Raw genomic sequence first — 22,634 nt, 5'->3', positions numbered from 1 at the left:
CGCGACGAGACGAGCGAAGTTGATGGGGCCGTGCAAGTATCCCGCGTGCGCTGGCTCTTCGCTGCGAATCGCGGCCAGCTGCCAGTAGGATCGAACGAGTGGCTGCGGGCCCCTGTTTTGTAAGGATTGATGTTCGACCCCTGTACTGACCTGCGGCCCGCCCGTCCCCCCGCTGCGGATGCCCGCGATTCGCTGCCACTTACCGCCCGATCTTGCGGGCCTGTGGCACGGCCTGGGCTTGGTATCGGTGCCAGCAGATCTACAGACCGCTGAGTGGGACGGCTCAAACCTGCTGCCGGATGACGATCCGCCACTCGTGGTCTGCCTCTGGCCCGGGGCCTTACCGGCGACCCGGCCGTACAGTGCCCTCCAAGGCAGACCCTCACGCTGCAACAAGTTGACACGTTCGGTAGCCAGCGCATCGGTATGCGGCCATACTACTGACCCATGCGCGACTAGAGGATCTAGCGCACGTCGCCAGGGGGTGTTCTATGGTCAATTCGGACCGCAAGAAGACGGTCGCTTTCTATGAGATTGTTCGCCCTAAAGAGGCTGGTGAAGTGCGGCGCATGTCTCACATTGACTGGCAGGCAGTACTCTCCAACCTTGGGGGAATTCCTCCGCAGCAACGCCTCTATCGCGACACATCCGAGGTGTATTTCGGGGAACCCGTGGTTGCCGAGAGCGCACACCATCTTGGCCTCGCCCGCCTGCGTGACGGCGATATCCAGCAGGTCGACTGGCAAAACGGTCACATTGACCATCTTCAGCTTGATGGCGATCGCAGCATTGTCGACACAACTGTAGTCTGTTTCCTCCCGTTCGGAAATGTAATTGGAGTCCTCAAGGGCTCAATGGCCGCTCCTCGGCCTACCGCAGTCCAGCGATGGCTTAACACGATGGATACTGGCCTCGACCGGGATATCGCTGTAATTCCGCTCATCAGCATGAGCGCATACGAAAAGCTGAAGAGGGCAGAGGAGGTCAACTTTTTCGAGATGAGAATGCGCCCCGGCCCTGATGTCTTGGAGTCTGAGATCGGCGGACTGGGCGATATGTCTCGGCGTATTCATAGGCAAAACCGCGACGCGCTTATCACCTTGAGTATGAAGATTCCTAAGCAAGGATTCTTTGGTCGAGGAACGCCGCGATCTCGTGGAGAGATGCAACTCCGCGAAGACGTTCAGACGTTCATCGCCCAGAACGCCCGCCTCCTCGGGCCGGACTGTGCTATTGATCGCGCTATCGCTCACGTGACCCTGGCGAACTCTGACGGCGAGCTGGTGGAGGAGAAAATCAACTTTATCTCTGATCACATCACCTCCCAAAAGACGGTGATCATGCGCAGGACGCAGGGTGGCGCACCGTGGCATGAGGCGGCGGTGCGTGCGATCTTGGGTGTGGCCAGCGAGCATGAGGCCGAGCTTCGCCGCGCTGTCAGTGCTGTGCCCTAGGCTCAGAGGAGCCTGAAGGGGGAGCGCAGTGGCCCGTTGGACGCGAATTGCACGATACATTCATAATTCCTGGAGCGAGCATCCGATGGGTGATTGGCTCCTAGCGGCAGCTGTCGCAGCAGCGCATGCCGGGCTGGCAGGAAAGCACGTGCTTGTCGGGCATTCCGCGGACCAGCGCATGAGCATTTATGCAACCGTTGCATCGGTAGCAGCCATTATCGGCGGTTTTGGCACAGCGGCCATTAGTCAGTACGCCTCTAGTTCCGGAAGTCGCATGACATTCCTTCGAGCTAGGTTCGGGCCAAGTCTTCGCCGAAATTGGGTAAGCATTCTAACCTCAATGTCAGCCGTTGCGATCGGCTGCCTTGGGGTAATGATTTACGACGCGCGCGAAACCATTGGATGGGGTGGCTGGCTGGTCGAGTTCCTCCTCCTGCTCGGCGCAGCGCGAACAGCTCGCCTCATCTGGCTTTTCCGCCTTCTAATTGACGTCTCAGACCACGATGGCACCAACATAGGCAACTATGAAGAGGTACGCGTGGCTGCCAGATCGCCATCTCAAGTCCAAGACCCAGACTGATGCGCCCGTCCTGTCGTTGGCGCGTCAGCGGGAGCTTGCGGCGGGTGTGGGAGGCCGAGTCGCGCGGGGGTTATCGGTGTTGGGGGCCGTAGAGGGCGGCGGGTGCGCCGGTTGTGAGGGCCCAGTAGCGGTCGCCGTAGGACCAGTGCCACCACTCGGTGGGGTAGTTGACGAGGCCGGCGCGGGTGAGGGTGCGGCTGAGGAGTTGCCGGTTGGTGCGGGCTTCGGGGGAGAGGTTGGCGGCGTCGGTGTAGCAGGCGCCGGCGCTCTCTTCCGGGGTGGCGTCGACCTGGGTGCCGAGGTCGAGTTCGTGGCCGTCGGCGTCGGTCAGGGTGAGGTCGACGGCGGCGCCGGCACTGTGTGGTGCGATCTCGGGCGGGGAGACGTAGCGGCTCGCGGCCGATCGGAGCTGGGCGGCTGGCCAGTCGGGGTGTGCGGTGCGCAACTCGGCGGTGTACTCGTCGAAGTAGCGGCTCTGGAGGGCCGGCGGGCGATAGCCCTCGACGAAGAGCAGCCGCAGGCCGTCCGGGAGGTGCGACTGGGCGTCGAGGAGCCGGTCGAGCACGCCGGACCGCAGGTGGGCGAACGCTCCGGCGTCGTCGCGATTGCGGCTGTCCAGCAGGAGTTCGTGCTCGCGTACGTCCAGGAGGCGGTCGCCGCAGTCCTGGATGGGGACGGCGGCCACCTGCGGGTCGGACATGAGGATGATCTCGGTCAACAGGTCTCCTGGGGGAGGGGGGAACGGCGGTGCGCGCCGCGATGGCCGGCGCGGTGTCCGCCACCGCCCCGGGTGGTGGGGCGGTGGCGGACGGGTGGTTCAGACGAGGGCGGCCTCGACCAGGTCGGCGGCCCTGGCCGCGCTGCCGCCCGCGCGGACCTCGCGGCTGAGCTCGGCCAGCCGGGACGCCACCGCCGGGTCGCCGGTCAGTTCCAGTACGGCGGAGCGCAGCGCCTCCGGGGTGGCCTGCGCGGTGTCCAGCCGGCGGGCGACGCCGAGTTCGACGAGCCGGTCCGCGTTGTCGAACTGGTCGGCGGCCTGCGGCACCGCGACCATCGGCAGCCCGCAGTACAGGCCCTCGCTGCACCCGCCCATTCCGGCGTGGGTCACGAACGCGTCGGCCTGCTGGAGTACGGCGAACTGCGGCACCCACTGGTGCACTTCGATGTTGGCCGGGATCGTACCCAGTTCGGCCGGGTCGGTTGCCTGGCCGACCTGGAGCACGACGTGCCAGCCGGGCAGGTCGCCGAAGGCCTCCAGGCACGCGCGGTAGAAGTCGGGCTGGTGGGTGAAGGTGGAGCCGAGCGAGACCAGCAGCACCTTCTGCGCCCCCTCCGGACGGGTCCAACCGCCCTGGTGCTCGCGGGCGCCGAGGCAGGGCCCGGCGAAGGAGAAGACCTGGGGATCGACCAGCTCGATCTCGGGCTGGAGCACCCGGGGGATGAGCGCGATCCCGCGATCCGGGCGCAGCATGTACCCGAACGGTTCGCCCGCCGGCACGCCGTTGTCGGCGAGCCACTGCGCGAACCGCTCCGGGATCTTCTCCGCCTCCAAGGCCTCCCGCGCCATCTCGAAACGCGCCAGGTGGGAGTCCTCCCGGATGATCATGGACGGCGAGATCAGCATGGACGGCACGCCCCAGCCGTCGGCCAGCGCCCGGCCCGCGTACGCCATGAAGTCGTACAGGACGAGGTCGGGCCGGTCGTCGTCGAAGGCCTCGCGCAGTCGCGGCAGCATCGCCTGCGCCTCCTCGAAGATCATGGTGTGCACCCCGGCCCCGATGTTGGGGTCGACCCCGCCCTTGACGATCGACAGGGTCGTGTCGTGGGGCACGAGTTGGGCGCCGGTGGACTCGATCTGCTCGGCGAACGACGGGTCGTTGACATAGCTGACCCGGTGGCCGCGGGCGACCAACTCCCGCATCACCTCCAGGCTGGGGTTGACGTGGCCGTGCGCCGGGATGTTCACCATGGCGATGTGTGCTGGTCGGGACATGTCGGGCCCTCTCCTCGTATGTCGCTAGGCGTCCTGCGATCGACGGGCTGACTTATCGTCAACTCGCCTTTCAGAACAGTACGTAACGTTGGCAATCGCTGCGGTGACGGGGGGTGGGGTTCGGCCGAAGATCGGCCGGTGCGGAGGATCACATGGAGGGTCGCTGGACGGGTCGGTCGGGGTGAGGTGGCTGGCCGGAGGTGAGGCCGCCCTCATGGCGCACGTCCACGGCCGAGCAGGCGCTGCGCGACCTCGCGGACGGTGCGTGACGGCGCGGCGTGGAGTCGCCGCCTCGCGGGCCTGGCTGGATCTCGGGATCCAGGGCCCGAGGCGAAAGTGTGGGCCGGCGCTGGTTGTTAGGGTCCGGGCATGGCGCGTTTGAAGATCGAGATATCTGTCCCGGAGAGTCATGTCGAGAAGGTGATCGATGCCCTCCAAGCGGCCGGCGCGGGGCGGGTCGGCGACTATGCCCGGTGCGCCAGCACCTGGCGGGTCACGGGAACATGGAGGCCCTTGCCTGGTTCTCGGCCCTACGACGGTGAAGTGGGCGAAGTGCAGCAGGGCGAGGAGAACAGGGTCGAGTCTGTCTGCGATGCCGAGCAGGCCGCGGCTGTGCTGCGAGCAGTGCGCGCGGCTCATCCGTACGAGGAACCGGTCATCCACTTCCTGCCCTTGTACGAGCCGGGCGTCGAACGATGACCAGCACGGTCGCTTCGTAGCGGACGGCGAGCTCGCCGTATCGAGTTGCGACGGCTCGGTGCCTCAGACCGGCGCGCACGACACTCCCGCTCGCATCCAGTGGTTGCAGGGGGAGAGAAGGTAGTGCCCGTCAGAGGATCCCTGGCTGCGCGTGCGGCGCGCCGTGTTCAAGGTAGGCAGTCTCGCCCTGTGTCCGGGCGGCGTATGCGGCGTGGACTCGGCGGGCGAGCCGGGGGATGAGGAGCGCGTCGAGTTGGTCGACGTGGTGAAAGGAGTGCTCGCCGATCTCGACCCGGTCGACGGCGATGCGGTCGAGTTCGGTGGTCGGGAGAACCCCTCCGTCGAAGATGAAGAGGAGCTTGTCGCCCTCGGCGGGGTGGGGTGCCCAGTCGGCGACGAGCAGGCGGCCGATCGGCGGTGTGATGCCGAGTTCTTCCCTGACTTCCCGGGCCGCGCCCTCGCTCGGGGTCTCGCCCTCATGCAGGTAGCCGCCGGGGATCTCCCAACCGGGCTTGTAGGTCGGTCTCACGAGGAGGATGCGGTTCTCCTCGTCGAAGAACAGCACACCGGCGGCGGTGCGCGGCCGGGCAGGGGTTTCGTGCGGGGAGTCGGTCACGGCGAGACTGTAGTCGCCGTGACGGACTCCCCTGGGCGGCTGGATCCGAGGCGCGCCCAATTCCGTTCTCCGGCTGCCTTGATCGACCCGGTGGCCCTACGCTGATGGCATGGCTGTGGATCCCGCTCTGCCCGTAGGCCGGCGCATCCAGTACTACCGGGAGCGCGCCGGGAAGTCTCGTCCGGTGTTGGCCGCGCTGCTGGGGCGGTCGCCGAGTTGGCTGAAGCAGGTGGAGAACGGGGCGTTGCTGCCGCCGCGCCTGCCGATGCTCGTGCGCATTGCCCAGCACTTGGGGGTCGATGATCTGTCGTTGCTGACGGGCGACGTCAGCATGCCCAGGGCGCTGTACTCGGGCGTGGAACACGCGGCACTGGACTCCGTTCGGCGGGCGGTTGACGGTGCGCAGCTCGGGTCGGCCGGTGGGCGGGTACCCAACCTCGACCACATCGAGGTTCAGCTGGCGAACGCCTGGCGGACCAGGATGACCAGAGGCGACCACCGGACCGCCTTGGCGGAGCTCCTGCCGGCGCTCGTGTCGGCGGCCTCCCGGGCAGTTGCGCATCAGGACTGTGCTGATCGGCGTCGGGCGGAGGTGATGTACGCCAGCGCACTGAACCTGACGCAGATGTATGCGGCCTTCCAAGGGGACGGCAACCTGGTCTGGCGGGTCGCCGAACGGGCGCTGGCGACCGCGCGGGCATCGGACGACCGACGGGCGATCGCGCAGGCGTGCTGGTTCCTGGTGGAGGCGTTCCGGAAGTCCGGTCAGTGGGACAGCGCCCAGTCACTGACCGAGGAAGCTCTTCGCCTGCTGGATCCCGTCCGCGGGGATTCGCCGGAACTGGCCTCGGCATGGGCGGACATGGCATTCCACGCCGCCATCACGCATGCGGTCGCCGGTGAGGCCGGTGAGGCTTGGGGCTGGATCGACCGTGCGGCAGCCGTTGCCGAGCGCCTTCCCGCAGGCTTCTGGAGCGCCCCGACTTCGGGCTCCCGTCAGGCGGTTGGGCTGCACTCGGTCACTGTGGCGGTCGAGCTTCGCCAGACCGGTACCGCACTTCGGTGGGCCCGGCGGTTGCCGGTGGCCGAGGTCACGGCGATTCCGCGCCGTGGCCGCCATCTGATCGAGGTCGCGCGGGCACACGCCCTTCGCGGGGAATCGGCGTCCGTGGTGGAACTGCTCACGGACGCCGTTGCGGTCGCGCCAGAGACGGCCCGGTGGAACGAGGAGACGCGGGCCATGGTTCGAGGGTTGATTGATGGCCGTTCGCCGGTCCAGGAGGCCGGGCGTCGACTCGCCGAGTCCATCGGGATGGCCGCATAGCGGGCTGCCGGAATTGACCGATGACGCACGAGTCACCGCGCGGCCGTCGTCAACTTCGGTTCCCTGCATGAGCGATGGCGCTCGCCGGAGTTGTTTTGCTACGGGCGCTCTGCTGCGCGGGCCCGCGAGGACGGGGCTCGCTCTCGAAGGGAGGCCGGGCGTACTCCGGGGAGCTCGGGACCGGCCGGGGCGGGTGTCGCGCGCTTCAGCTGTCCCAGCTCTGGCAGCTCTGGCCTGTGCGCCCCGGGCCTTGGTCCCGGGGTGCACGCTGTGAGTTCTGGTCTGTGATCGAGGTCAGTACGGGGCGAAGCAGGTCGAGGACGTGGGTCCAGTTGTACTTGTCGCGGCCTCCGTCGGACTTCGGCTTGTGGGGGGTGTAGTCGCCGATCAGGACGCCCATCGAGCGGAGTCGTTCCAGGCTCTCGCCGTACGCAGGGTGGGCTGCTTGGGCCGAGTTGACGTAGGGCTGAACGGCAGTGGGGATGCCGAGCCCGTACGCCTCGCAGAGAATGCCGAGCGCGAGGGTGTCGGATATCCCGGCGGCCCACTTGTTGACGGTGTTGAACGTGGCGGGCGCCACGGCGATGGCGTCCGCCGGGGGAAGCGGTTGGGGGATTGCGGGGGTGCGCCAAGCCGAGCGGATCGGGTAGCCGGTCTGGCGCTCGACGGCTTCCGGGTCGATGAACCCGAGCCCCTGGGGGGTGGCGATGACGCCGACCTTCCAGCCTTCGGTGTGGGCGGCGCTGATCAAGGTGCCGACGTCGTCCGCGATGCCCGAGGCGCAGACGACGACGTAGAGGAACGGCTCGCGTTGGTCGGTCAACCCTGGACTCCCAATTCCTGGCAGAAGCGGCGAAGTTCCGGGACAGTGCCGTGACGGTCGTGGGCGGCCATGTCGCCAGCCAACTCCAGCGCGCTGGGGCGCCGACGGATGTTTTTCGGCGCACAGCTCGCCGCGATTCTGAGCGCTTTGTATCCCTCGGCCAGTCTGCCTTGTTGGCTGTACGCCCGCGCGGACTCCACCCAGAGTGCGGCCCGCCGCTCGGGAACGGGGATGTGTCGGCGCATCAGGGGCCGGGCAGCATGCAGTGCCGCTCTGGCATCATGCCGGAGACGATTGCCGAGTCGAGGGCGGCCAGGCTGTCGCGGCAGGCGGTGCGGGAGTTGGATCCGGCCGCGACACACGGGTACGGCATCCGCTGGGACCCGGCGGCGCGGCGTGAGCACCTGGAAGCCCGTGTGAGTGGGGCGAATTGGGTGTCCCGGTGGAACTGATGGGGGCGGGGCGCGACACCGCTTCGGGCCCGGTCGGCGACTGTGGGCAATGCGCCGACACCGTCGCAGGTGAGTACTGGGTGTGGCTGGATGGCCCGGGCTGTGTGATCGGCTGACGGCAGGGGCTGGGAAGTGCGCCCCGGGCTTGTGAGGTTGGGGTGCGCTGGGGGGTGCGCGTTTGCGCCGCCCGTTTGGGTGATGTGGTGGGGAGTTTGACGCTTGGTTAGCGCATTACGGTGATCATTGTGTCGGCGCGGGCGTTCGGAGGGACGGCCTGTGCGCGGCAAAAGTGAGCCCCGGCGGTGCAGGAACACCCCGGGGAATGGCACTAGGAGTTAGGGACTCCCGAATGCACATTCATCGTATCCCGAAGCACTCGCCCGGGTACACGATCCTCGACAACGGCCACGTCGTCCGGAAGCACTCGCTGAGTTGGACGGCGCGTGGGCTGCTCAGCTACCTGCTCAGCCTGCCGGACGGTGCGCGGGAGGACATCCGGACGTTGGCGGCGAAGAGCGTCGAGGGGCGGGCGGCGGTGGCGCGGGCTCTCCGTGAGCTGGAAGCGGCCGGGCATTACGTGCGGTGGACGCATCGGGATCCGGTGACGGGGCAGGTGCGGACGATCGTCTCGGTGCACGAAGTGCCGGTGACGGGCAAGGCGGTTCATACCCTGCCGCCGCTTCCCGTGTCCCCGGCCGCCGGTGGGCCTGGAGCTGGGGTGGCGGACACCGGGAAGGCGGGAAGCCCTTCCGGAAAGGTGAGGGTGAAGGAAGCGGAAGTTCCTTCCGTCCCTCCGTCCGAGAAGTTGACGGCGGGCATGGCGCTGCTGCTCGAACTCGGGCGCAGGGAGCCCAGGATGGCGTTGGCGGGCAAGCCGCTGTGCGATCAGGCCGCGCGGGTGGAGGGGTTGCTCGCGGGCGGGTGGAGCGGGGAGGCGCTGGCGGGGATTCTGGCCGCGCCCTTGCCGGAGAGGGTCACGCGCAGCGTGGGGGCGGTGCTGGCGGGGAGGTTGGCGAAGGTGCCGCCCGTTCCGTTGACTCCGAACGGCGGCGGCGGGTCGGGGCCGCGCCGGCATGAGTGTCCCGGGCGGGACGGCTTGTGCGGGCGGCCCGTCGCCGGGGTCGGGCAGGTGTGCGGGGAGTGCCGGGCTCCGAGGGTGTTGCGGACCTTGATGTAGTCGACCCCCGGGGCGGGGACGCGGAGTTCACCCGCCCGGCGGACGGAACGCCACCGGTGCGTCGAAGGCGGCCCGGCGGGTGGCGCGGCGCAGGGCGCGCAGGACGGCGGTGCCGAGGGTGAGGCAGAGGACGACGGTGAGGGCGGCGCGGGGGAGGTCCCAGCCCAGCGATGTGGTGAGGCAGTAGGCGGCGAAGCGGACCAGGTTGGCGGGCAGCGGGTCGCCGGGGACGAAGGAGATGGAGCCGGAGAGCCCGGCGATGTACGGCCAGCCCTGGAGGTTCATGATCGTGCCGTAGAGGACGGAGGCCAGCGCGCCGTAGCCCGCGAGCAGCCAGAGTTCGCGCCGGCCGCGCAGGCGGGCGGCGCCCGGGAGGAGACCGGCGCCGAGGCAGACCCACCCCATGGCGAGCATCTGGAACGGCAGCCAGGGCCCGACGCCGCCGGTGAGCAGCGCGGACGCGAACATCGACAGCGAACCGAGGACGAAGCCGAAGCCCGGCCCGAGTACCCGGCCGGACAGCACCATGAGGAAGAACATGGGCTCCAGCCCCGCCGTGCCCGCGCCGAGCGGCCGCAGTGCCGCGCCCGCCGCCGCGAGCACCCCGAGCAGGGCCACGGACTTGGCGTCCAGGCCGGGCGCGCCGCCGCCCGCCGTGCGGCCTTCGGAGATCTGGGCGATGACGACGGCGAGGAGCAGCGGCAGCAGCAGGGCGAACAGCCAGGGGGCGTCGTTGGCGTGGCCGACCAGGGCGGACTTGGTGGAGGCGAGCAGCGGCCAGCCGAAGGCGGCCACCCCGACGAGGGAGGTCAGGAGCAGGGCCGTCAGCGAGCGGCGGCCGAGCGGAACAGGGCGGCTCATGCGCTCAGTGCCTCCGCGACCTGGCGGACGGTGAGCCACGGGCCGGGTGCCAGCACCTTGGCGACCTGCGGGGCGAACGCGGGGGAGGAGACGACGACGTCGGCCGTCGGGCCGTCGGCGACGATCTCGCCCTCGGCCAGGATCACGGTGCGGTGGGCGAGTTCGGCGGCGAGTTCGACGTCGTGGGTGGCCAGCAGGACGGCGTGGCCTTCCGTCGCGAGGTCGCGCAGGATCTCCACCAGCCGGGCCTTGGCGGCGTAGTCGAGGCCGCGGGTCGGCTCGTCGAGCAGCAGCAGCGGGGGCCGGGCGGTGAGCACGACGGCGAGCGCGAGGGTGAGCCGCTGGCCTTCGGAGAGGTCGCGCGGGTGGGCGGTGTCGGCGATGCCGGGCAGCAGCCGTTCGACCAGGGCGCGGCAGGTGCCGGGGGTGGCGCCCGCGTCGGTGTCGGCGGCGGTGCATTCGGCGGTGACGCTCTCGCCGTAGAGGAGGTCGCGCGGGTCCTGCGGGACGAGGCCGACCTGGCGGATCAGTTCGGCCGGGCGGGTGCGGTGCGGGGTGCGGCCGCCGACCGTCACCCGGCCGGAGGCGGGGGTGTGCAGGCCGACCAGGCTGCCCAGCAGGGTGGACTTGCCGGCGCCGTTGCGGCCCATCAGGGCGGTGATCTCGCCGGGGTGCAGCGCCAGGTCGACGCCGCGCAGGGCCTGGACGGGGCCGCGTCGGACGGCGAGGCGCTCGGCGGCGGCGGTCGGGGCGGCGGTCGCAGCGCTTGGAACAGGGGCCGCGCTCGGGTGCAGACCGTCCAACCGGGAGCGCAGCCCGGCGGCCTTGCGGCGGGCGTCGCGGACGGACAGCGGCAGCGGCCGCCAGCCGGCGAGCCGTCCGAGGCCGACCACCGGCGGGTGCACCGGCGAGTGCGCCATCACCTCGGCGGGCTCGCCGAGGACGGGCGGGGCGCCCGGGGTGAGCAGCAGCACCTGGTCGGCGTACTGGACGACGCGCTCCAGCCGGTGTTCGGCCATCAGCACGGTGGTGCCGAGGTCGTGCACGAGCCGCTGGAGGACGGCCAGCACCTCCTCGGCGGCGCCCGGGTCCAGCGCCGAGGTGGGCTCGTCGAGGACCAGGACGCGCGGGTGCACGGTGAGCACCGAGCCGATCGCGACGCGCTGCTGCTGGCCGCCGGAGAGGGAGGTGAGGGCGCGGTCGCGCAGGTCGGCGAGGCCGAGCAGGTCGAGGGTTTCCTCGACCCGGCGCCGCATCACGTCGGCGGGCAGGCCCAGGGACTCCATGCCGTAGGCGAGTTCGTCCTCGACGGTGTCGGTGACGAAGTGCGCCAGCGGGTCCTGGCCCACCGTGCCGACCAGGTCGGCGAGTTCGCGCGGCCGGTGTTCGCGGGTGTCCCGGCCGCCGACCGTGACCCGGCCGTGCAGGGTGCCGCCGGTGAAGTGCGGGACGAGCCCGCTGACCGCGCCCAGCAGGGTGGACTTGCCGGAGCCCGACGGGCCCACCAGCAGGCAGAGTTCGCCTTCGGGGACGGTCAGGTCGACGTCCGCGACGGCGGGGGCGGCGGCGTCCGCGTACCGGACGGAGACCTGCTCGAAGGTGATCACGAAGCCCTCCGGGGCGGGGTCGGGGCGGCGAACGCCGGTACCAGGCCGAGCAGTACGGCCAGCACGGCGGCCAGCGGCAGTGCGGGGACGGTCGGCGGGACGACGGTGGGCGCGAAGGCGGCCGGGTCACGTGTGGACAGGTAGATGGTCAACCCGGCGACGGCGGCTCCCGAACCGGCGGTCAGCCACTCGGGCAGTGCCCAAGGGTCGGGCCGGTAGCGGGTTCTGACGGATCGTCGGCTGCCGAGCAGCAGTCCGGCGAAGGCGGCGGCCAGGCCCAGCAGCAGCACCGGTGGCGCCCAGCCCGCGCCGCCGGCGGTCAGCAGCCCGTACGCGGCCAGGCAGATTCCGAGCAGGCCGGCCAGGGTGAGCGCGGCCGTCGCGCGGGCGAGCCGGCGCGGGACGTCCGCGGTGCGGCCGAAGCCGCGGGTGTCCATCGCCGCAGCCAGCGCCACCGAACGCTCCAACGCGCCCTCCAGGACCGGGAGTCCGACGCTCAGTACGGCGGCGATCCCCCGGTCGGTGCGGCCGCGCAGGCGGCGGGCCGCCCGCAGCCGGCGGACGTCCGCGACCAGGTTCGGCGCGAAGGTCATCGCCACCACCACCGCCACGCCCGCCTCGTACAGCGCGCCGGGCAGGGCGCGCAGCAGGCGGGCCGGGCTGGCCAGCGCGTTCGCGGCGCCCACGCAGACCAGCAGGGTGGCCAGGCGCAGCCCGTCGTACAGCGCCGCGAGCAGGCCCTCCACGGTCACCCGGCCGCCGATCCGCACTCCCTGCGCCCAGGTGGGAAGCGGCACTTCGGGCAGCGTGAACAGCACGTGCGTGCCCGGGACGGGCGAGCCGAGCAGCACCGCGAACACCAGCCGGATGCCCAGCACCAGCAGGCCCAGCCGCAGGAACGCGCCGTACGAACGCGACCAGGGCGCGTCGCCGCGCCGGGCCGCGACCACGTACCCGGCGACGGCGGCGAGCAGCAGCAGGATCACCGGATTGGTGGTGCGGGTCGCCGCCGCGCCCAGCCCGAGTGCCCACAACCACCAGGCCCCGGGGTGCAGTTGCCGGGGTCCGGTGGGCGGGCGGGTGGTGCGGGCGGTGCTCATGGGTCAGTCCAGGTGGAGGGGTCCGGAGGGGTATGGGACGGGGGAAGGCGGCGTCAGGAGGTGCGGCGGCGGCGCGCCTGCCAGACGGCACCGCCGGCCAGCACGGCGATCAGCGCGCCACCGGCGATCAGGCCGACGTCCGGGCCGGAGTCCGAGCCGCCGTCGCCCGCCGGGCCGGCCGGCTTGGCCGCCGACCCGAGCTGGTCGGCGCACCCGGCCTTCGGGAAGCCCGCGATGGCGCAGAGCAGGCCGTTGGCGTCGTAGCGCAGCGGCGGGGCGACGGCGGCCAGCACCTCAGCCGAGGTGGCGTTCGAGACGACGCTGACGCACGCGCTCCGCTGCTCGGGCGGCGCCTCGGCGGAGCCGGAACCGGAACCCGAGCCCGAACCGGAACCCGAGCCGGAGTCGGCGGCGGTGCCGAAGTCCAGCACGACGGCGACCCGCTTGCGGCCCGCCTGCGCGGGCGTGTCCGCGCAGAGGGCGGCGAAGTCGCCCGCCGCCCGGGGCTGCGCGGCCTGCTGCCCGCCGTCCGGACTCACCGCGAACCGCCAGCCGTCGACGGCCCCGTTCGGCGGCACGGCGACGGCCGGCCCCTGCTGCTGGTACAGCCACCCGGCGTCGGCCCCGCGCCAGAACGACCAGTACCGGTACCCCGTCGCCGCCTCCGCCGGTGCCCCCGCGACCAGCAGGAGCACCGCACCGAACAGCGGGACGAGGACGCGGCGGCCCAGGCGGACCGGGCGAGGTGTCACAGCCTCTGGCCGCGCTTGCGCTGGAGGCTGAGGAGGAGGCCGCCGCCGAGGCCGATGAGGAGGCCGACGATGATCGGCCAGTACTGGCCGATGCCGTCGTCCTTCTTGGACGCCGCCGTCGTCGGTGCGGGGCCGGCGGTGGCCTTGGGTGCCGGGCCGAGGGCGGTGAGCTCGGCGGTCAGCGGGGCGGTGTCACGCTGGGCGGCCTGGGTGACGAGCAGGAGGCTGGCGGTGGCGGCGGCGTCGGTGCCGCCCTTGGTCCAGCCGGCGCCTTCCTTGGCGAGCCAGTCGACGGCGCCGGCGGCCTGCTGGGGGTGGCCGCTCTGGATGAGGCCGAGGGCGGCCCAGGCGGTGGCGTTGTAGTCGGGGGTGGGGGCGGCGCCGGGGGTGGTGAGGGTGAGGTGGTTGCCGCCCGCGGCGAGCTGGGCGGTGAGGTACGCCCCGGCGGCCTCGCCGGAGTCGGCGTGCGCGACCGGAGCAGCCGCGGCGGAGGCGGCGGAGTCGCAGCCGAGGGCCTTGGGCGCGGCGTCGGTGCGGGCGGTGGTGGCGACCGGGAGGTGGCCGCCGGCGGCGGCGAGCGAGGCCTGGGCGCTGGCGAGGGCGTTGGGGGCGAGCGCACCGGAGGACGGGTCGGGCTGGTAGGCGAAGGCGCCGCGCTGGTCGGCGGGGGCGGCGCAGCCGAGCTGGAAGAGGGCGAGCCCGTCGAAGGCGTTCTTGCCCGCCTTGGCGACGCCGGCCGGGTCGGTCCTGGCGGCGAAGAGGGCGTTCACGGCGAGGCCGGTGGAGTTGGCGTCGCCGGGGCTGCCGGGGTTGTAGGGCCAGCTGCCGTCGGCGTTCTGGGTGGCCTTGAGCCACTGGACGCCCTTGTCGACGGCTTCCTGGTGCCCGCCGAGGGCGACGAGGGCCTGGACGGCGACGGCGGTGGCGTTGCTGTCCTCGGTCTTGGGGTCGCAGGCGGCGCCGGCGGCCCGGAAGGAGGGCCAGCCGCCGTCCTCGCACTGCTGTCCGGTGAGCCAGCCGACGGCGGAGTCGGCCGGGGTGGTTTTGGCCGCCGCGAGCGCGGTGAGCGCGAGGGACTGCCGCCAGACGCCGTCGTACGTCGGGTCGCCCTTGCCGTAGAGGCCGTCGGGGACGGCGGCGGGGGTGGGCGCGGGGCTGTCGGCGAGGGCCGGTCCGGCGGTGGCGCCGGCGAGGAGTGCGGCGGTCAGGGCGGCGGCGCCCAGGCGGGCGGCGGTGAGCATGGTGGAGGTGTGCCTTTCGGTGAGCGGTGGTGGCCCGGCGGGGCCGTTCCGTAGTCCTCGACGGTGCCGGGCGGTGCGCGTGGCGGGCCCGGGCTGGCCGCTCGCCCCTCCACGGGCGGTCCGACTCGCCCGGGCCGTCACGGGGGCCGGGCTCACGGTTGCGGGGTCAGCGCCGGATTCGCACCGGCTTCCCCCGGGGGAGGGACGGGATGAAGTTGTGCTGTCCGTCGACTTTAACCGCCGGGCGCGGCCGGCCCCTCCTGCCCGGGCAGGAACAGGTTCCAGTCAGGGCAGGGTCAGGGCAGGGTGAGCAGCCGGGCCGCGGTGTGCAGGTCGGCCCGGACCTCGGCGATCGAGGCGCGGCCGGAGAGCCAGGCGACCAGGGCGGAGTGCCAGGTGTGCTCGATCACCCGGACGGCCGCGCGCTGGCTCTCACTGGGTGGCCCGGACTGGCCGATGGCGTCCAGGATGAGCTGGCCGGTGGCGGTGCTGACCTGGTCCACCTCGGCGCCGACGGAGCGGTCCGCGAAGGACAGCGCCCGGACCATCGCCTCGGCGAGCAGCGGTTCGCGCTGGAGCGCGTGGAAGGCGCGGGTGAGCGTGTCGGCGACGCGCGGGGCCGGTTCGGGGTCGGTCGGCGGGTGGCGCCGGATGTGCTCCTGGAGGCCCTGCAACTGCTCCAGCATGACCGCGACCAGCAGGTGCACCTTGGACGGGAAGTACCGGTAGAGCGTGCCGAGGGCGACCTGCGCGGTCTCCGCGACCTCCCGCATCTGCACCGCCTCGTACCCGCCGCGGGCGGCCAGGGCGGTGGCGGCCCGCAGGATCCGGCGCCGGCGTTCGGCCTGGCGGGCGGTCAGCGGCGGCTCGCCCGGCTGTGCGGGGGGAGGGGTGGTGGGGCTCGTGGAGGTGGTCGGCGGCGGCAAGGAGTGCTCCCGGGGCGCGTGGGTGGCGGCGTGCTCCACAAGGTCGGCAGGGTCGGCGTGGCGGGAATCACCAGCCCTGGCTCCTGAGGGAAAGCTACGGGCCGGTATCTTCGAGGTCTCTCATTGTTCACATGGTCGATGACGAGTTCCACAGCCACTGAAACCTGATCTACTTTAGCGACCGGCGGCAGCGCCGTCGCCAACGTAGAGACAGCAGCAGCACAGGAATAGCAGCTAGAGATGAGGGCCCGAGGATGACCGCGCAGCCGCTGCGGATTGCCCTGCTGTCGTACCGCGGGGACCCCTTCTGCGGCGGTCAGGGCGTGTACGTGCGCCACCTCTCCCGTGAGCTGGCCAGGCTCGGCCACCACGTGGACGTGATCGGTGCCCAGCCGTACCCGGTGCTGGACGAGGTCGACGGCCCCGGTTCGGTGCGCCTGGTCGAGCTGCCCAGCCTGGACCTCTACCGCGCCGAGGACCCGTTCCGCACGCCCGCCCGCGGCGAGTTCCGCAGCCCGGTGGACGTGCTGGAGTTCGCCACCATGCGCACCGGCGGCTTCCCCGAGCCGCTGACCTTCTCGCTGCGCGCCCGCCAGTACCTGGCCCGGCACAAGGGCCGCTACGACGTGGTGCACGACAACCAGACGCTCGGCTACGGCCTGCTCGGCCTGGCCCGGCACGGCTTCCCGCTGGTCACCACGATCCATCACCCGATCACCGTGGACCGGCAGTTGGAGCTGGACGCGGCCACCACCCGGGTCAAGCGGCTGTCGCTGCGCCGCTGGTACGCCTTCACCCGGATGCAGCGCCGGGTCGCCGCCCGGCTGGACCACGTGATCACCGTCTCCGGCACCTCGCAGCGCGAGATCGCCGAGCACCTGGGCGCCGCGCCGGGCGCGATCTCGGTGGTGCCGATCGGCGCCGACACCCGGCTCTGGTCGCCCTCCGAGGAGATCGCCCGCGTCCCCGGACGGATCGTCACCACCTCCAGCGCGGACGTCCCGCTCAAGGGCCTGGTGTTCCTGGTCGAGGCGCTGGCGAAGGTGCGCACCGAGCGCCCCGCGCACCTGGTGGTGGTCGGCAAGCCGCAGAAGGAGGACGGCCCGGTGGCGGAGGCGGTGCGCCGCTTCGGACTGGCGGAGCACATCGAGTTCCGCAGCGGCCTGACCGACCAGGAGCTGGTCGACCTCTACCGCTCGGCCGAGGTGGCCTGCGTGCCGTCGCTGTACGAGGGCTTCTCGCTGCCCGCCGCCGAGGCGATGGCCACCGGCACCCCGCTGGTCGCCACCACCGGCGGCGCGATCCCCGAGGTGGCCGGGCCGGACGGGGAGACCTGCCTGGCCGTGCCGCCGGGGGAGCCGGACCGGCTGGCGGCGGCGCTCGGCCGGCTGCTGGACGACCCGCGGCTGCGCGCCCGGCTCGGCGCGGCCGGCCGGGAGCGGGTGCTGGCCCGGTTCACCTGGGCGCGGGCCGCCGAGCTGACCGCCGACGCCTACCGGGCGGCGATCGCCACCGGGGCCGGCGCCCGGGCCCGCTCCGGGCCGGGCTGGCGGTACGTGCCCTGAGTCGCTCCGGCCGCCCTGCGCGGCGCCCGCCCGGCGGCCCCGGCCGCCCGGTGTGGAGCGGTAGCGGATCGAACTGACGCGGCGTCAAGTCCGCTTGGTAGCAAAAGGAATGGGAGCCCTGCAGTGCTGACCGTCGATTTCTCGCGCTTCCCGCTCGCCCCCGGCGACCGGGTGCTCGACCTGGGCTGCGGCGGGGGCCGGCACGCGTTCGAGTGCTACCGCCGCGGCGCCAACGTGATCGCCCTCGACCAGAACGCCGAGGAGATCGCCGAGGTCCAGAAGTGGTTCGCCGCGATGGAGCAGGCCGGTGAGGCCCCGGAGGGCGCGTCGGCGGTCGCGATGGAGGGCAACGCGTTGGCGCTGCCGTTCGAGGACGACTACTTCGACAAGATCATCATCTCCGAGGTGATGGAGCACATACCCGACGACAAGGGCGTGCTCAACGAGATGTTCCGCGTGCTCAAGCCGGGCGGGCTGCTCGCCGTCACCGTGCCGCGCTGGCTGCCCGAGAAGATCTGCTGGACGCTGTCCGACGAGTACCACGAGGTCGAGGGCGGCCACATCCGGATCTACCGGGGCGACGAACTGCTCGGCAAGCTCAAGGACGCCGGCCTGGAGCCCTACGGCACCCACCACGCGCACGCGCTGCACTCGCCGTACTGGTGGATCAAGTGCGCGGTCGGCGTGAACAACGACAAGGCGCTGCCGGTCAAGGCCTACCACCAGCTGCTGGTCTGGGACATCGTCGGCACCCCGGTGATCAGCACCCTCACCAAGGCCGCCGAACGGGCGCTCAACCCGGTCATCGGCAAGAGCTTCGTCGCCTATGCGTCCAAGCCGCGGCGGACCGAGCCCGGGCGCGTGGACGCATGACCGCCGCCGTCCCCGAGGCACTGCTGCTCGACGGGGTGCTCGACGCCGAGCAGGCCGCCGGCACCGTCCGCAGCATCCTGGCCGAACAGCTCCCCGACGGCGCCATACCCTGGTTCGCCGGCCACCACCTCGACCCGTGGGACCACACCGAGGCCGCCATGGCCCTCGACACCGCCGGCGAGCACGCCGCCGCCGAGGCCGCCTACCGCTGGCTCGCCGCCACCCAGAACCCGGACGGCTCCTGGTACGCCGCCTACACCGACGGCGCCGTCACCGACCGGGCCAAGGAGACCAACTTCTGCGCCTACGTGGCCGTCGGCGTCTGGCACCACCACCTCAGCGCCGGCGACGACGCCTTCCTGGACTGGATCTGGCCCGTCGTCCGGCGCGCCCTGGACTTCATCGTCGGCCAGCGGCTGCCCGGCGGCCCGATCGCCTGGCGCCTCGACGAGGACGGCACCGCCACCGACGAGGCGCTGCTCACCGGCTCGTCCAGCATGCTGCACGCGCTGCGCTGCGGGCTGGCCATCGCCGAGTACCTGGAGGAGCCGCAGCCCGACTGGGAGCTCGCCGCCGGCCGGCTGGGGCACGCCATCACCCACCACCCCGAGCGGTTCCTCGACAAGGGCCGCTACTCGATGGACTGGTACTACCCGGTGCTCGGCACCGGGTTGCGCGGCGACGCGGCGCTGGAACGGATCGACCGGGACTGGGACCGCTTCGTCGTCCCCGGCCTCGGCGTGCGCTGCGTCAGCGACCGCCCGTGGGTGACCGGCGGCGAGAGCGCCGAACTCGCCCTCGCGCTCTGGGCGATCGGCCGCTCCGACCGCGCCGTGGAGATCCTGCGCTGGATCCAGAAGCACCTGCGGCACGAGGACGGCTCCTACTGGACCGGGTACGTCTTCGAGGACGACGCCGTCTGGCCGGAGGAGCGCACCACCTGGACGGCCGGCGCGCTGCTGCTCGCGGTCGCCGCGCTCGGCGGCGACCCGGCGACGGTCGCGATCTTCGGCGGGGAGCAGCTGCCCGCCGGGCTGGTGGTCCAGGACTGCTGCTGAGGCCCGTAGCCGTGGCCGATGCCGGTACGGACGGCTGAGGCCCGTACGACGGCTGAGGCCCGTACGGGCAACGCGAAGGGGTGGGACCGGAGAGATCCGGTCCCACCCCTTCGTCGTACTGGCGGGGGCGTCAGCCGCGCTGGATGCCCGAGGTGTCGGCCAGCAGGCCGACGGTGCCGTCCTGCAACTGGGCGACCAGCGCGCTGCCGCGCTGCTCGACCGCCAGGTACCAGGTGCCGGGCACCAGCTCGCCGACGGGGGCGCCCGCCGGGTTGTCCTTCGACGCCAGCGAGCGCGGGGCCGGGACGGCGAACCAGAACGGTGCGAAGTCGGCCGCCGGGGCGGCCGGGGTCGGCTGCGGCTGCGCGGCCGGGACCGGCTGCGGTGCGGCGGCCGTGTCCTGCGGCTGACCGGCCTGCACCGGCTGCGGCTGGCCGGCCGCCGGGTAGCCGTAGCCACCGGGCTGGGCGCCGTACGCCGGGGCCTGGTTCGGGTCCTGGCCCGGGGCCGGGTAGCCGTACTGGCCGGGCTGCACCGGCTGGCCGGGCTGGCCGGGAGCCGGGTAGCCGCCCTGGTAGGGGACGGCCGCCGGACGGTCGGCGACCAGCGGGGCCTTCAGCGCGGGCACCAGCGGCGCGGCCGCGGCCGCACCGGCCAGCACGATCAGCGCGATCAGGCCGAGCCAGGCGCCGAAGCCGTGCCCGAAGCTGCCGCCGGCCGGGCCACCGGCCAGCGACCACAGCGCCGTCCACAGCGCGACGACGGCGAAGGCGATGCCCCACTGGTCCAGCCGCAGGCCGAGTACCTGGCGCCCGGCCGCGGCCTCGCCCTGGAAGCGGTGCAGCAGGATCAGCACCGCGGCGGCGATGCCGAGCAGGTAGATCGACGGCAGGATGGGGAACAACTGGGTGCTCCACGCGTTCTGCGACGTGTCGCCGCAGTACCGGCCGGTGCAGTCCACCGTCCAGTAGGGCAGGAAGGAGGCGATGAAGAGCAGGACGGCCGCGCCGGCGACGGCGGCGTCTCCCCTGGTGAGAGCGCGCAGATTCACTAACGTTCCCCTCGTTGACGTGTCGTGGACGGCGGTTCGTGCGGTCGGGCTGACCGGCCGAAACTCCCGAACGGACCAGAAGCCTAGGCCCAACCGCACCGCCGGTGCACGGCGGGACCGGGAATGGGGCGAAGTCGTTGCCAAAGGCGCGACCCGGGCGGCGCGCACGCCGTCCGCCGCCCCGGCCCAACTCCCTTACCGGGTGGTCAGATACGCCGTCAGCGCGTCGGCGATCCCCTGGGCCGCCCGCTGCCGCCACTGAGGATCCGTCATCCGTTTGGCGTCCACCGGGTTGCGCATGTTACCGCACTCGATGAACACCTTCGGCACCGTGGACAGGTTCAGGCCGCCCAGGTCGGAGCGGGTGTCCAGGCCGTCGCTCGCGGTGTAGTCCGCGTACGGCTCGCCCGTCGCGGCGCGGAAGTGCTCGCGCAGCAGCAGGCCGAGCCGGCGCGAGGGCTCGACGATCGCCGCGTTGTCCGCCTTCCCGGCCGCCACCTTCGCCGGGAGGATCACGTGGAACCCGCTGCCGCCCGCCGGACCGCCGTCCCCGTGCACCGACAGCGCCACGTCGGCGTGCGCGTCGGCGCCGGCCCGGGCGCGCTCGTCGATGCAGGGGCCCCACGGGCGGTCGCCGTCCTGCGCCAGCACCACCGTCGCGCCGCGGGCGGCCAGGATGGCGCGGGCCCGGTGGGAGACGTCCAGGGCGTACTCGGCCTCGGTGTAGCCGGAGTTGGTCTCGGTGCCGGTGGTGTCGCACTGCTTGCGGGAGTTGCCGATGTCGACCAGGCGGTTGATCTCGGCGGTGTGCGCGGAGTTGCCGGGGTTGTGGCCGGGGTCGAGCAGGATGGTGCGGCCGGTGAGCGCGGTGGGGGAGACCGGGGTGTCCGACGGGGTGGGCGTGTTCGGCGTCTGGGCTGGGGCGGGGGTTCCCGGCGTGGTGGTTCCCGGTGCGGTGGCTTCCGGGGTGGTGGCTTCCGGTGCGGTGGTGCCCGGCGTGGTGGTTCCGGTCGGGGAGGTGGCCGGCGCGGCGGTGCCGCCCACCGCGGCGGAGTGGCCGAGGGACTGCCAGCCCAGCCAGCCCGCCAGGCAGAGCGGAACGGCCGCGCCCACCGCCGTGGTGGCGCGCAGCAGGGTGGAGCGGCGGGGCGGGCGGGAGTTCGGGCCGGTCACGGGTGGATCAGATCCTGTCCTGGGTGCGCGGGGTGAGGCCGTACGTGTCGGCGATCGGCTTCCACTTGCCCGCGAAGTCCTTCTTCGCCTGGGTGGCCTGCGGGTTGAGCTCGTCGGCCCGCTTCTTGTCGGCGGTGTTCGGAGCCGAGCCCGAGCAGCCCTGGCCGGCGACCGTCCGCGCCCAGTTCGCGTACGCCCGGTCGATGTCGGCCGACAGCTGCCAGGCGGACTTCAGCGACGCCACCGCGTCCGCGCCGCCCGGCACGTCGGAGGCGCTCAGCCCGGCGAGCTTGCGCAGCAGTCCGTCGCGCTGCTTGGCGCCGTTGTCGAACACCTGCGCCGCGCTCTCGATGTCGGCCTTCGCCGGGCAGCTGCTCACCTTGGCGACCGCGCTGCCGATCGGGGCCTTCGCGCTCTCGCCCTCGGTGAGCAGGCCGTCCAGGGCCTGCGCCTGCGTCTTGGCGTTGGCGCCGGCACCGCTCGCGGTCGGGGACGGCGCCGCGGCGGACGAGGCCGGGTCGGTGGCGCCGTTCGGCGCGGCGTCCGTGCCGGTGGGCGCCGGGCCCGGCGGCGGGTTCCCGGTGGACGTCGCGGAGGCGGACGGCGGGGCGGGCGAGGCCTGGTCCTTCTTGTCGCCGCTGTTCCGGGCGGCCACCAGCAGGCCGCCGCCGACCGCCACCACCAGGAGCAGCGCGAAGCCGATCAGCAGCGGCGCCTTCCGGTTGCTCGGGCGGTCCTCGCCGTCTAGGTCCTCGTAGCCGGCGGGCTGGTCGGCGGGGTAACCGGAGGGGTAAGCGGAGGGGTAGTCGGGCTGTCCCTGGTACGGGACGTACGGGGGCTGCTGCGGGCCGGCGGGCGGCTGCGGCGGGTACACGTAGCCGGGGCCGGGGGCCTCGCCGGACACGTAGCCGGGGCCCGGGGTCTGCGCGGAGGCGTGGGAGGGGAACGGCGCCGGCGGCGGCACGGACGGCGGCTGCGGGGCGGCCAGGTAGGGGCGGGCGCCCAGCGGCGGGCCCTGGTCCCCGACGGCGCCGGCGGCGGGCTGCGCCGGGGTGGGCTCGGCGGGTCGCTGCGGGCCGCGCACCCAGCCGCCCGCGCCGCCGCGCGCGGTGGGGTCCCAGACTGCCGGAGCGGTGTTGTGCTGGTCCGTCATGTGCCGCTAGCCCCCACCGTTAGCCCCCACCGTCCGCCGATGCTCTGCCTGGTGCTGCGCGGACACCGTACCGTTCGAACCTCCGCCCGACAGCTCCGGCACGACGTTAGAGCATCCGTGCAGGGCTGTGGGGCCGCTCGGCGGATCGGCCGGCGG

At 72.4% G+C, this 22,634-nt stretch carries 20 protein-coding genes, 1 pseudogene and 1 riboswitch; of the genes and pseudogenes, 7 read left to right on the top strand and 14 right to left on the bottom strand.

Annotation, left to right across the window (positions count from 1 at the left end; genetic code table 11):
- The first annotated feature begins 491 nt into the window (after window positions 1-491).
- On the top strand, window positions 492-1,454 hold the full coding sequence (locus tag AB0R04_RS18200; protein ID WP_363372286.1) for a hypothetical protein: 963 nt from the start codon (window positions 492-494) through the stop codon (window positions 1,452-1,454).
- Between the two features lie 650 nt (window positions 1,455-2,104).
- Here AB0R04_RS18200 and AB0R04_RS18195 read toward each other — a convergent pair.
- Both AB0R04_RS18195 and AB0R04_RS18190 read right to left on the bottom strand, forming a co-directional pair.
- Window positions 2,105-2,752 carry a M15 family metallopeptidase gene (locus tag AB0R04_RS18195; protein WP_363372283.1) on the bottom strand — a complete coding sequence of 216 codons (648 nt, stop codon included), beginning with the start codon at window positions 2,750-2,752 and terminating at the stop codon, window positions 2,105-2,107.
- Window positions 2,753-2,851: 99 nt separating this feature from the next.
- Window positions 2,852-4,027, bottom strand: coding sequence for a macrolide family glycosyltransferase (locus AB0R04_RS18190; protein ID WP_363372282.1), 1,176 nt, complete (start codon window positions 4,025-4,027; stop codon window positions 2,852-2,854).
- A gap of 369 nt (window positions 4,028-4,396) precedes the next feature.
- On the opposite strand from AB0R04_RS18190, the gene AB0R04_RS18185 reads away from it, so the two are divergent.
- The gene (locus AB0R04_RS18185) at window positions 4,397-4,726 is read left to right on the top strand and encodes a hypothetical protein (RefSeq protein WP_363372280.1); all 330 of its coding nucleotides are present in this window, start codon (window positions 4,397-4,399) and stop codon (window positions 4,724-4,726) included.
- Window positions 4,727-4,856: 130 nt separating this feature from the next.
- Here AB0R04_RS18185 and AB0R04_RS18180 read toward each other — a convergent pair whose 3' ends face one another.
- The gene (locus AB0R04_RS18180; RefSeq protein ID WP_363372277.1) at window positions 4,857-5,342 is read right to left on the bottom strand and encodes an NUDIX hydrolase; all 486 of its coding nucleotides are present in this window, start codon (window positions 5,340-5,342) and stop codon (window positions 4,857-4,859) included.
- Window positions 5,343-5,451: 109 nt separating this feature from the next.
- Here AB0R04_RS18180 and AB0R04_RS18175 point away from each other — a divergent pair, with 109 nt between their 5' ends.
- Window positions 5,452-6,666: a helix-turn-helix transcriptional regulator gene (locus tag AB0R04_RS18175; RefSeq protein WP_363372275.1), complete on the top strand. Its 1,215-nt coding sequence runs from the start codon at window positions 5,452-5,454 to the stop codon at window positions 6,664-6,666.
- Between the two features lie 205 nt (window positions 6,667-6,871).
- Here AB0R04_RS18175 and AB0R04_RS18170 read toward each other — a convergent pair whose 3' ends face one another.
- Together AB0R04_RS18170 and AB0R04_RS18165 are read right to left on the bottom strand one after the other, a co-directional pair.
- Complete coding sequence (locus AB0R04_RS18170) at window positions 6,872-7,489, bottom strand: flavoprotein (protein ID WP_363372273.1); 618 nt, start codon at window positions 7,487-7,489, stop codon at window positions 6,872-6,874.
- Window positions 7,486-7,746 (bottom strand): annotated as a pseudogene (locus AB0R04_RS18165) (transcriptional regulator); the annotation flags it as partial. The gene AB0R04_RS18170 and the pseudogene AB0R04_RS18165, both read right to left, overlap by 4 nt.
- A gap of 544 nt (window positions 7,747-8,290) precedes the next feature.
- Between AB0R04_RS18165 and AB0R04_RS18160 the strand changes: the two are divergent.
- On the top strand, window positions 8,291-9,118 hold the full coding sequence (locus AB0R04_RS18160) for a helix-turn-helix domain-containing protein (RefSeq protein ID WP_363372270.1): 828 nt from the start codon (window positions 8,291-8,293) through the stop codon (window positions 9,116-9,118).
- 27 nt (window positions 9,119-9,145) lie between these two features.
- On the opposite strand, the gene AB0R04_RS18155 is transcribed toward AB0R04_RS18160, so the two are convergent.
- From AB0R04_RS18155 to AB0R04_RS18130, 6 genes are all read right to left on the bottom strand, one after another.
- Window positions 9,146-9,979: an ECF transporter S component gene (locus tag AB0R04_RS18155; protein ID WP_363372267.1), complete on the bottom strand. Its 834-nt coding sequence runs from the start codon at window positions 9,977-9,979 to the stop codon at window positions 9,146-9,148.
- Window positions 9,976-11,586: an ATP-binding cassette domain-containing protein gene (locus AB0R04_RS18150; protein ID WP_363372265.1), complete on the bottom strand. Its 1,611-nt coding sequence runs from the start codon at window positions 11,584-11,586 to the stop codon at window positions 9,976-9,978. Before AB0R04_RS18150 ends, AB0R04_RS18155 begins: the two co-directional genes overlap by 4 nt.
- Window positions 11,583-12,686, bottom strand: a complete 1,104-nt coding sequence (locus AB0R04_RS18145; RefSeq protein WP_363372263.1) for a CbiQ family ECF transporter T component — start codon at window positions 12,684-12,686, stop codon at window positions 11,583-11,585. The genes AB0R04_RS18150 and AB0R04_RS18145 overlap by 4 nt, the downstream gene beginning before the upstream one ends.
- 53 nt (window positions 12,687-12,739) lie before the next feature.
- Entirely contained in the window at window positions 12,740-13,438 is a 699-nt protein-coding gene (locus tag AB0R04_RS18140; RefSeq protein ID WP_363372260.1) for an SCO2322 family protein, read from the bottom strand.
- Entirely contained in the window at window positions 13,435-14,679 is a 1,245-nt protein-coding gene (locus AB0R04_RS18135) for a prenyltransferase/squalene oxidase repeat-containing protein (protein WP_363372257.1), read from the bottom strand. Before AB0R04_RS18135 ends, AB0R04_RS18140 begins: the two co-directional genes overlap by 4 nt.
- Window positions 14,680-14,796: 117 nt before the next feature.
- Window positions 14,797-14,872, bottom strand: a riboswitch (cobalamin riboswitch).
- 103 nt (window positions 14,873-14,975) lie between these two features.
- Window positions 14,976-15,539, bottom strand: a complete 564-nt coding sequence (locus AB0R04_RS18130; protein WP_244293606.1) for a TetR family transcriptional regulator — start codon at window positions 15,537-15,539, stop codon at window positions 14,976-14,978.
- A gap of 320 nt (window positions 15,540-15,859) precedes the next feature.
- Here AB0R04_RS18130 and AB0R04_RS18125 point away from each other — a divergent pair, with 320 nt between their 5' ends.
- The 3 genes from AB0R04_RS18125 (at window position 15,860) to AB0R04_RS18115 (ending at window position 19,101) form a co-directional block, all read left to right on the top strand.
- Window positions 15,860-17,170, top strand: a complete 1,311-nt coding sequence (locus AB0R04_RS18125; protein ID WP_363372255.1) for a glycosyltransferase family 4 protein — start codon at window positions 15,860-15,862, stop codon at window positions 17,168-17,170.
- A gap of 123 nt (window positions 17,171-17,293) precedes the next feature.
- Window positions 17,294-18,043 carry a methyltransferase domain-containing protein gene (locus AB0R04_RS18120; protein WP_363372252.1) on the top strand — a complete coding sequence of 250 codons (750 nt, stop codon included), beginning with the start codon at window positions 17,294-17,296 and terminating at the stop codon, window positions 18,041-18,043.
- The gene (locus AB0R04_RS18115; protein ID WP_363372249.1) at window positions 18,040-19,101 is read left to right on the top strand and encodes a prenyltransferase; all 1,062 of its coding nucleotides are present in this window, start codon (window positions 18,040-18,042) and stop codon (window positions 19,099-19,101) included. Before AB0R04_RS18120 ends, AB0R04_RS18115 begins: the two co-directional genes overlap by 4 nt.
- Before the next feature lie 130 nt (window positions 19,102-19,231).
- Here the strand turns inward: AB0R04_RS18115 and AB0R04_RS18110 are convergent, their stop codons facing one another.
- From AB0R04_RS18110 to AB0R04_RS18100, 3 genes are all read right to left on the bottom strand, one after another.
- On the bottom strand, window positions 19,232-20,152 hold the full coding sequence (locus AB0R04_RS18110; protein ID WP_363372247.1) for a hypothetical protein: 921 nt from the start codon (window positions 20,150-20,152) through the stop codon (window positions 19,232-19,234).
- Window positions 20,153-20,347: 195 nt separating this feature from the next.
- Entirely contained in the window at window positions 20,348-21,325 is a 978-nt protein-coding gene (locus AB0R04_RS18105) for an N-acetylmuramoyl-L-alanine amidase (RefSeq protein WP_363372245.1), read from the bottom strand.
- Between the two features lie 7 nt (window positions 21,326-21,332).
- Complete coding sequence (locus AB0R04_RS18100) at window positions 21,333-22,478, bottom strand: hypothetical protein (RefSeq protein ID WP_363372243.1); 1,146 nt, start codon at window positions 22,476-22,478, stop codon at window positions 21,333-21,335.
- Between the last annotated feature and the right edge of the window lie 156 nt (window positions 22,479-22,634).

The sequence above is a fragment of the Kitasatospora sp. NPDC056731 genome, assembly GCF_040687675.1.
Lineage (GTDB): Bacteria > Actinomycetota > Actinomycetes > Streptomycetales > Streptomycetaceae > Kitasatospora.
This window is presented reverse-complemented; position numbering and strand designations above follow the sequence as displayed.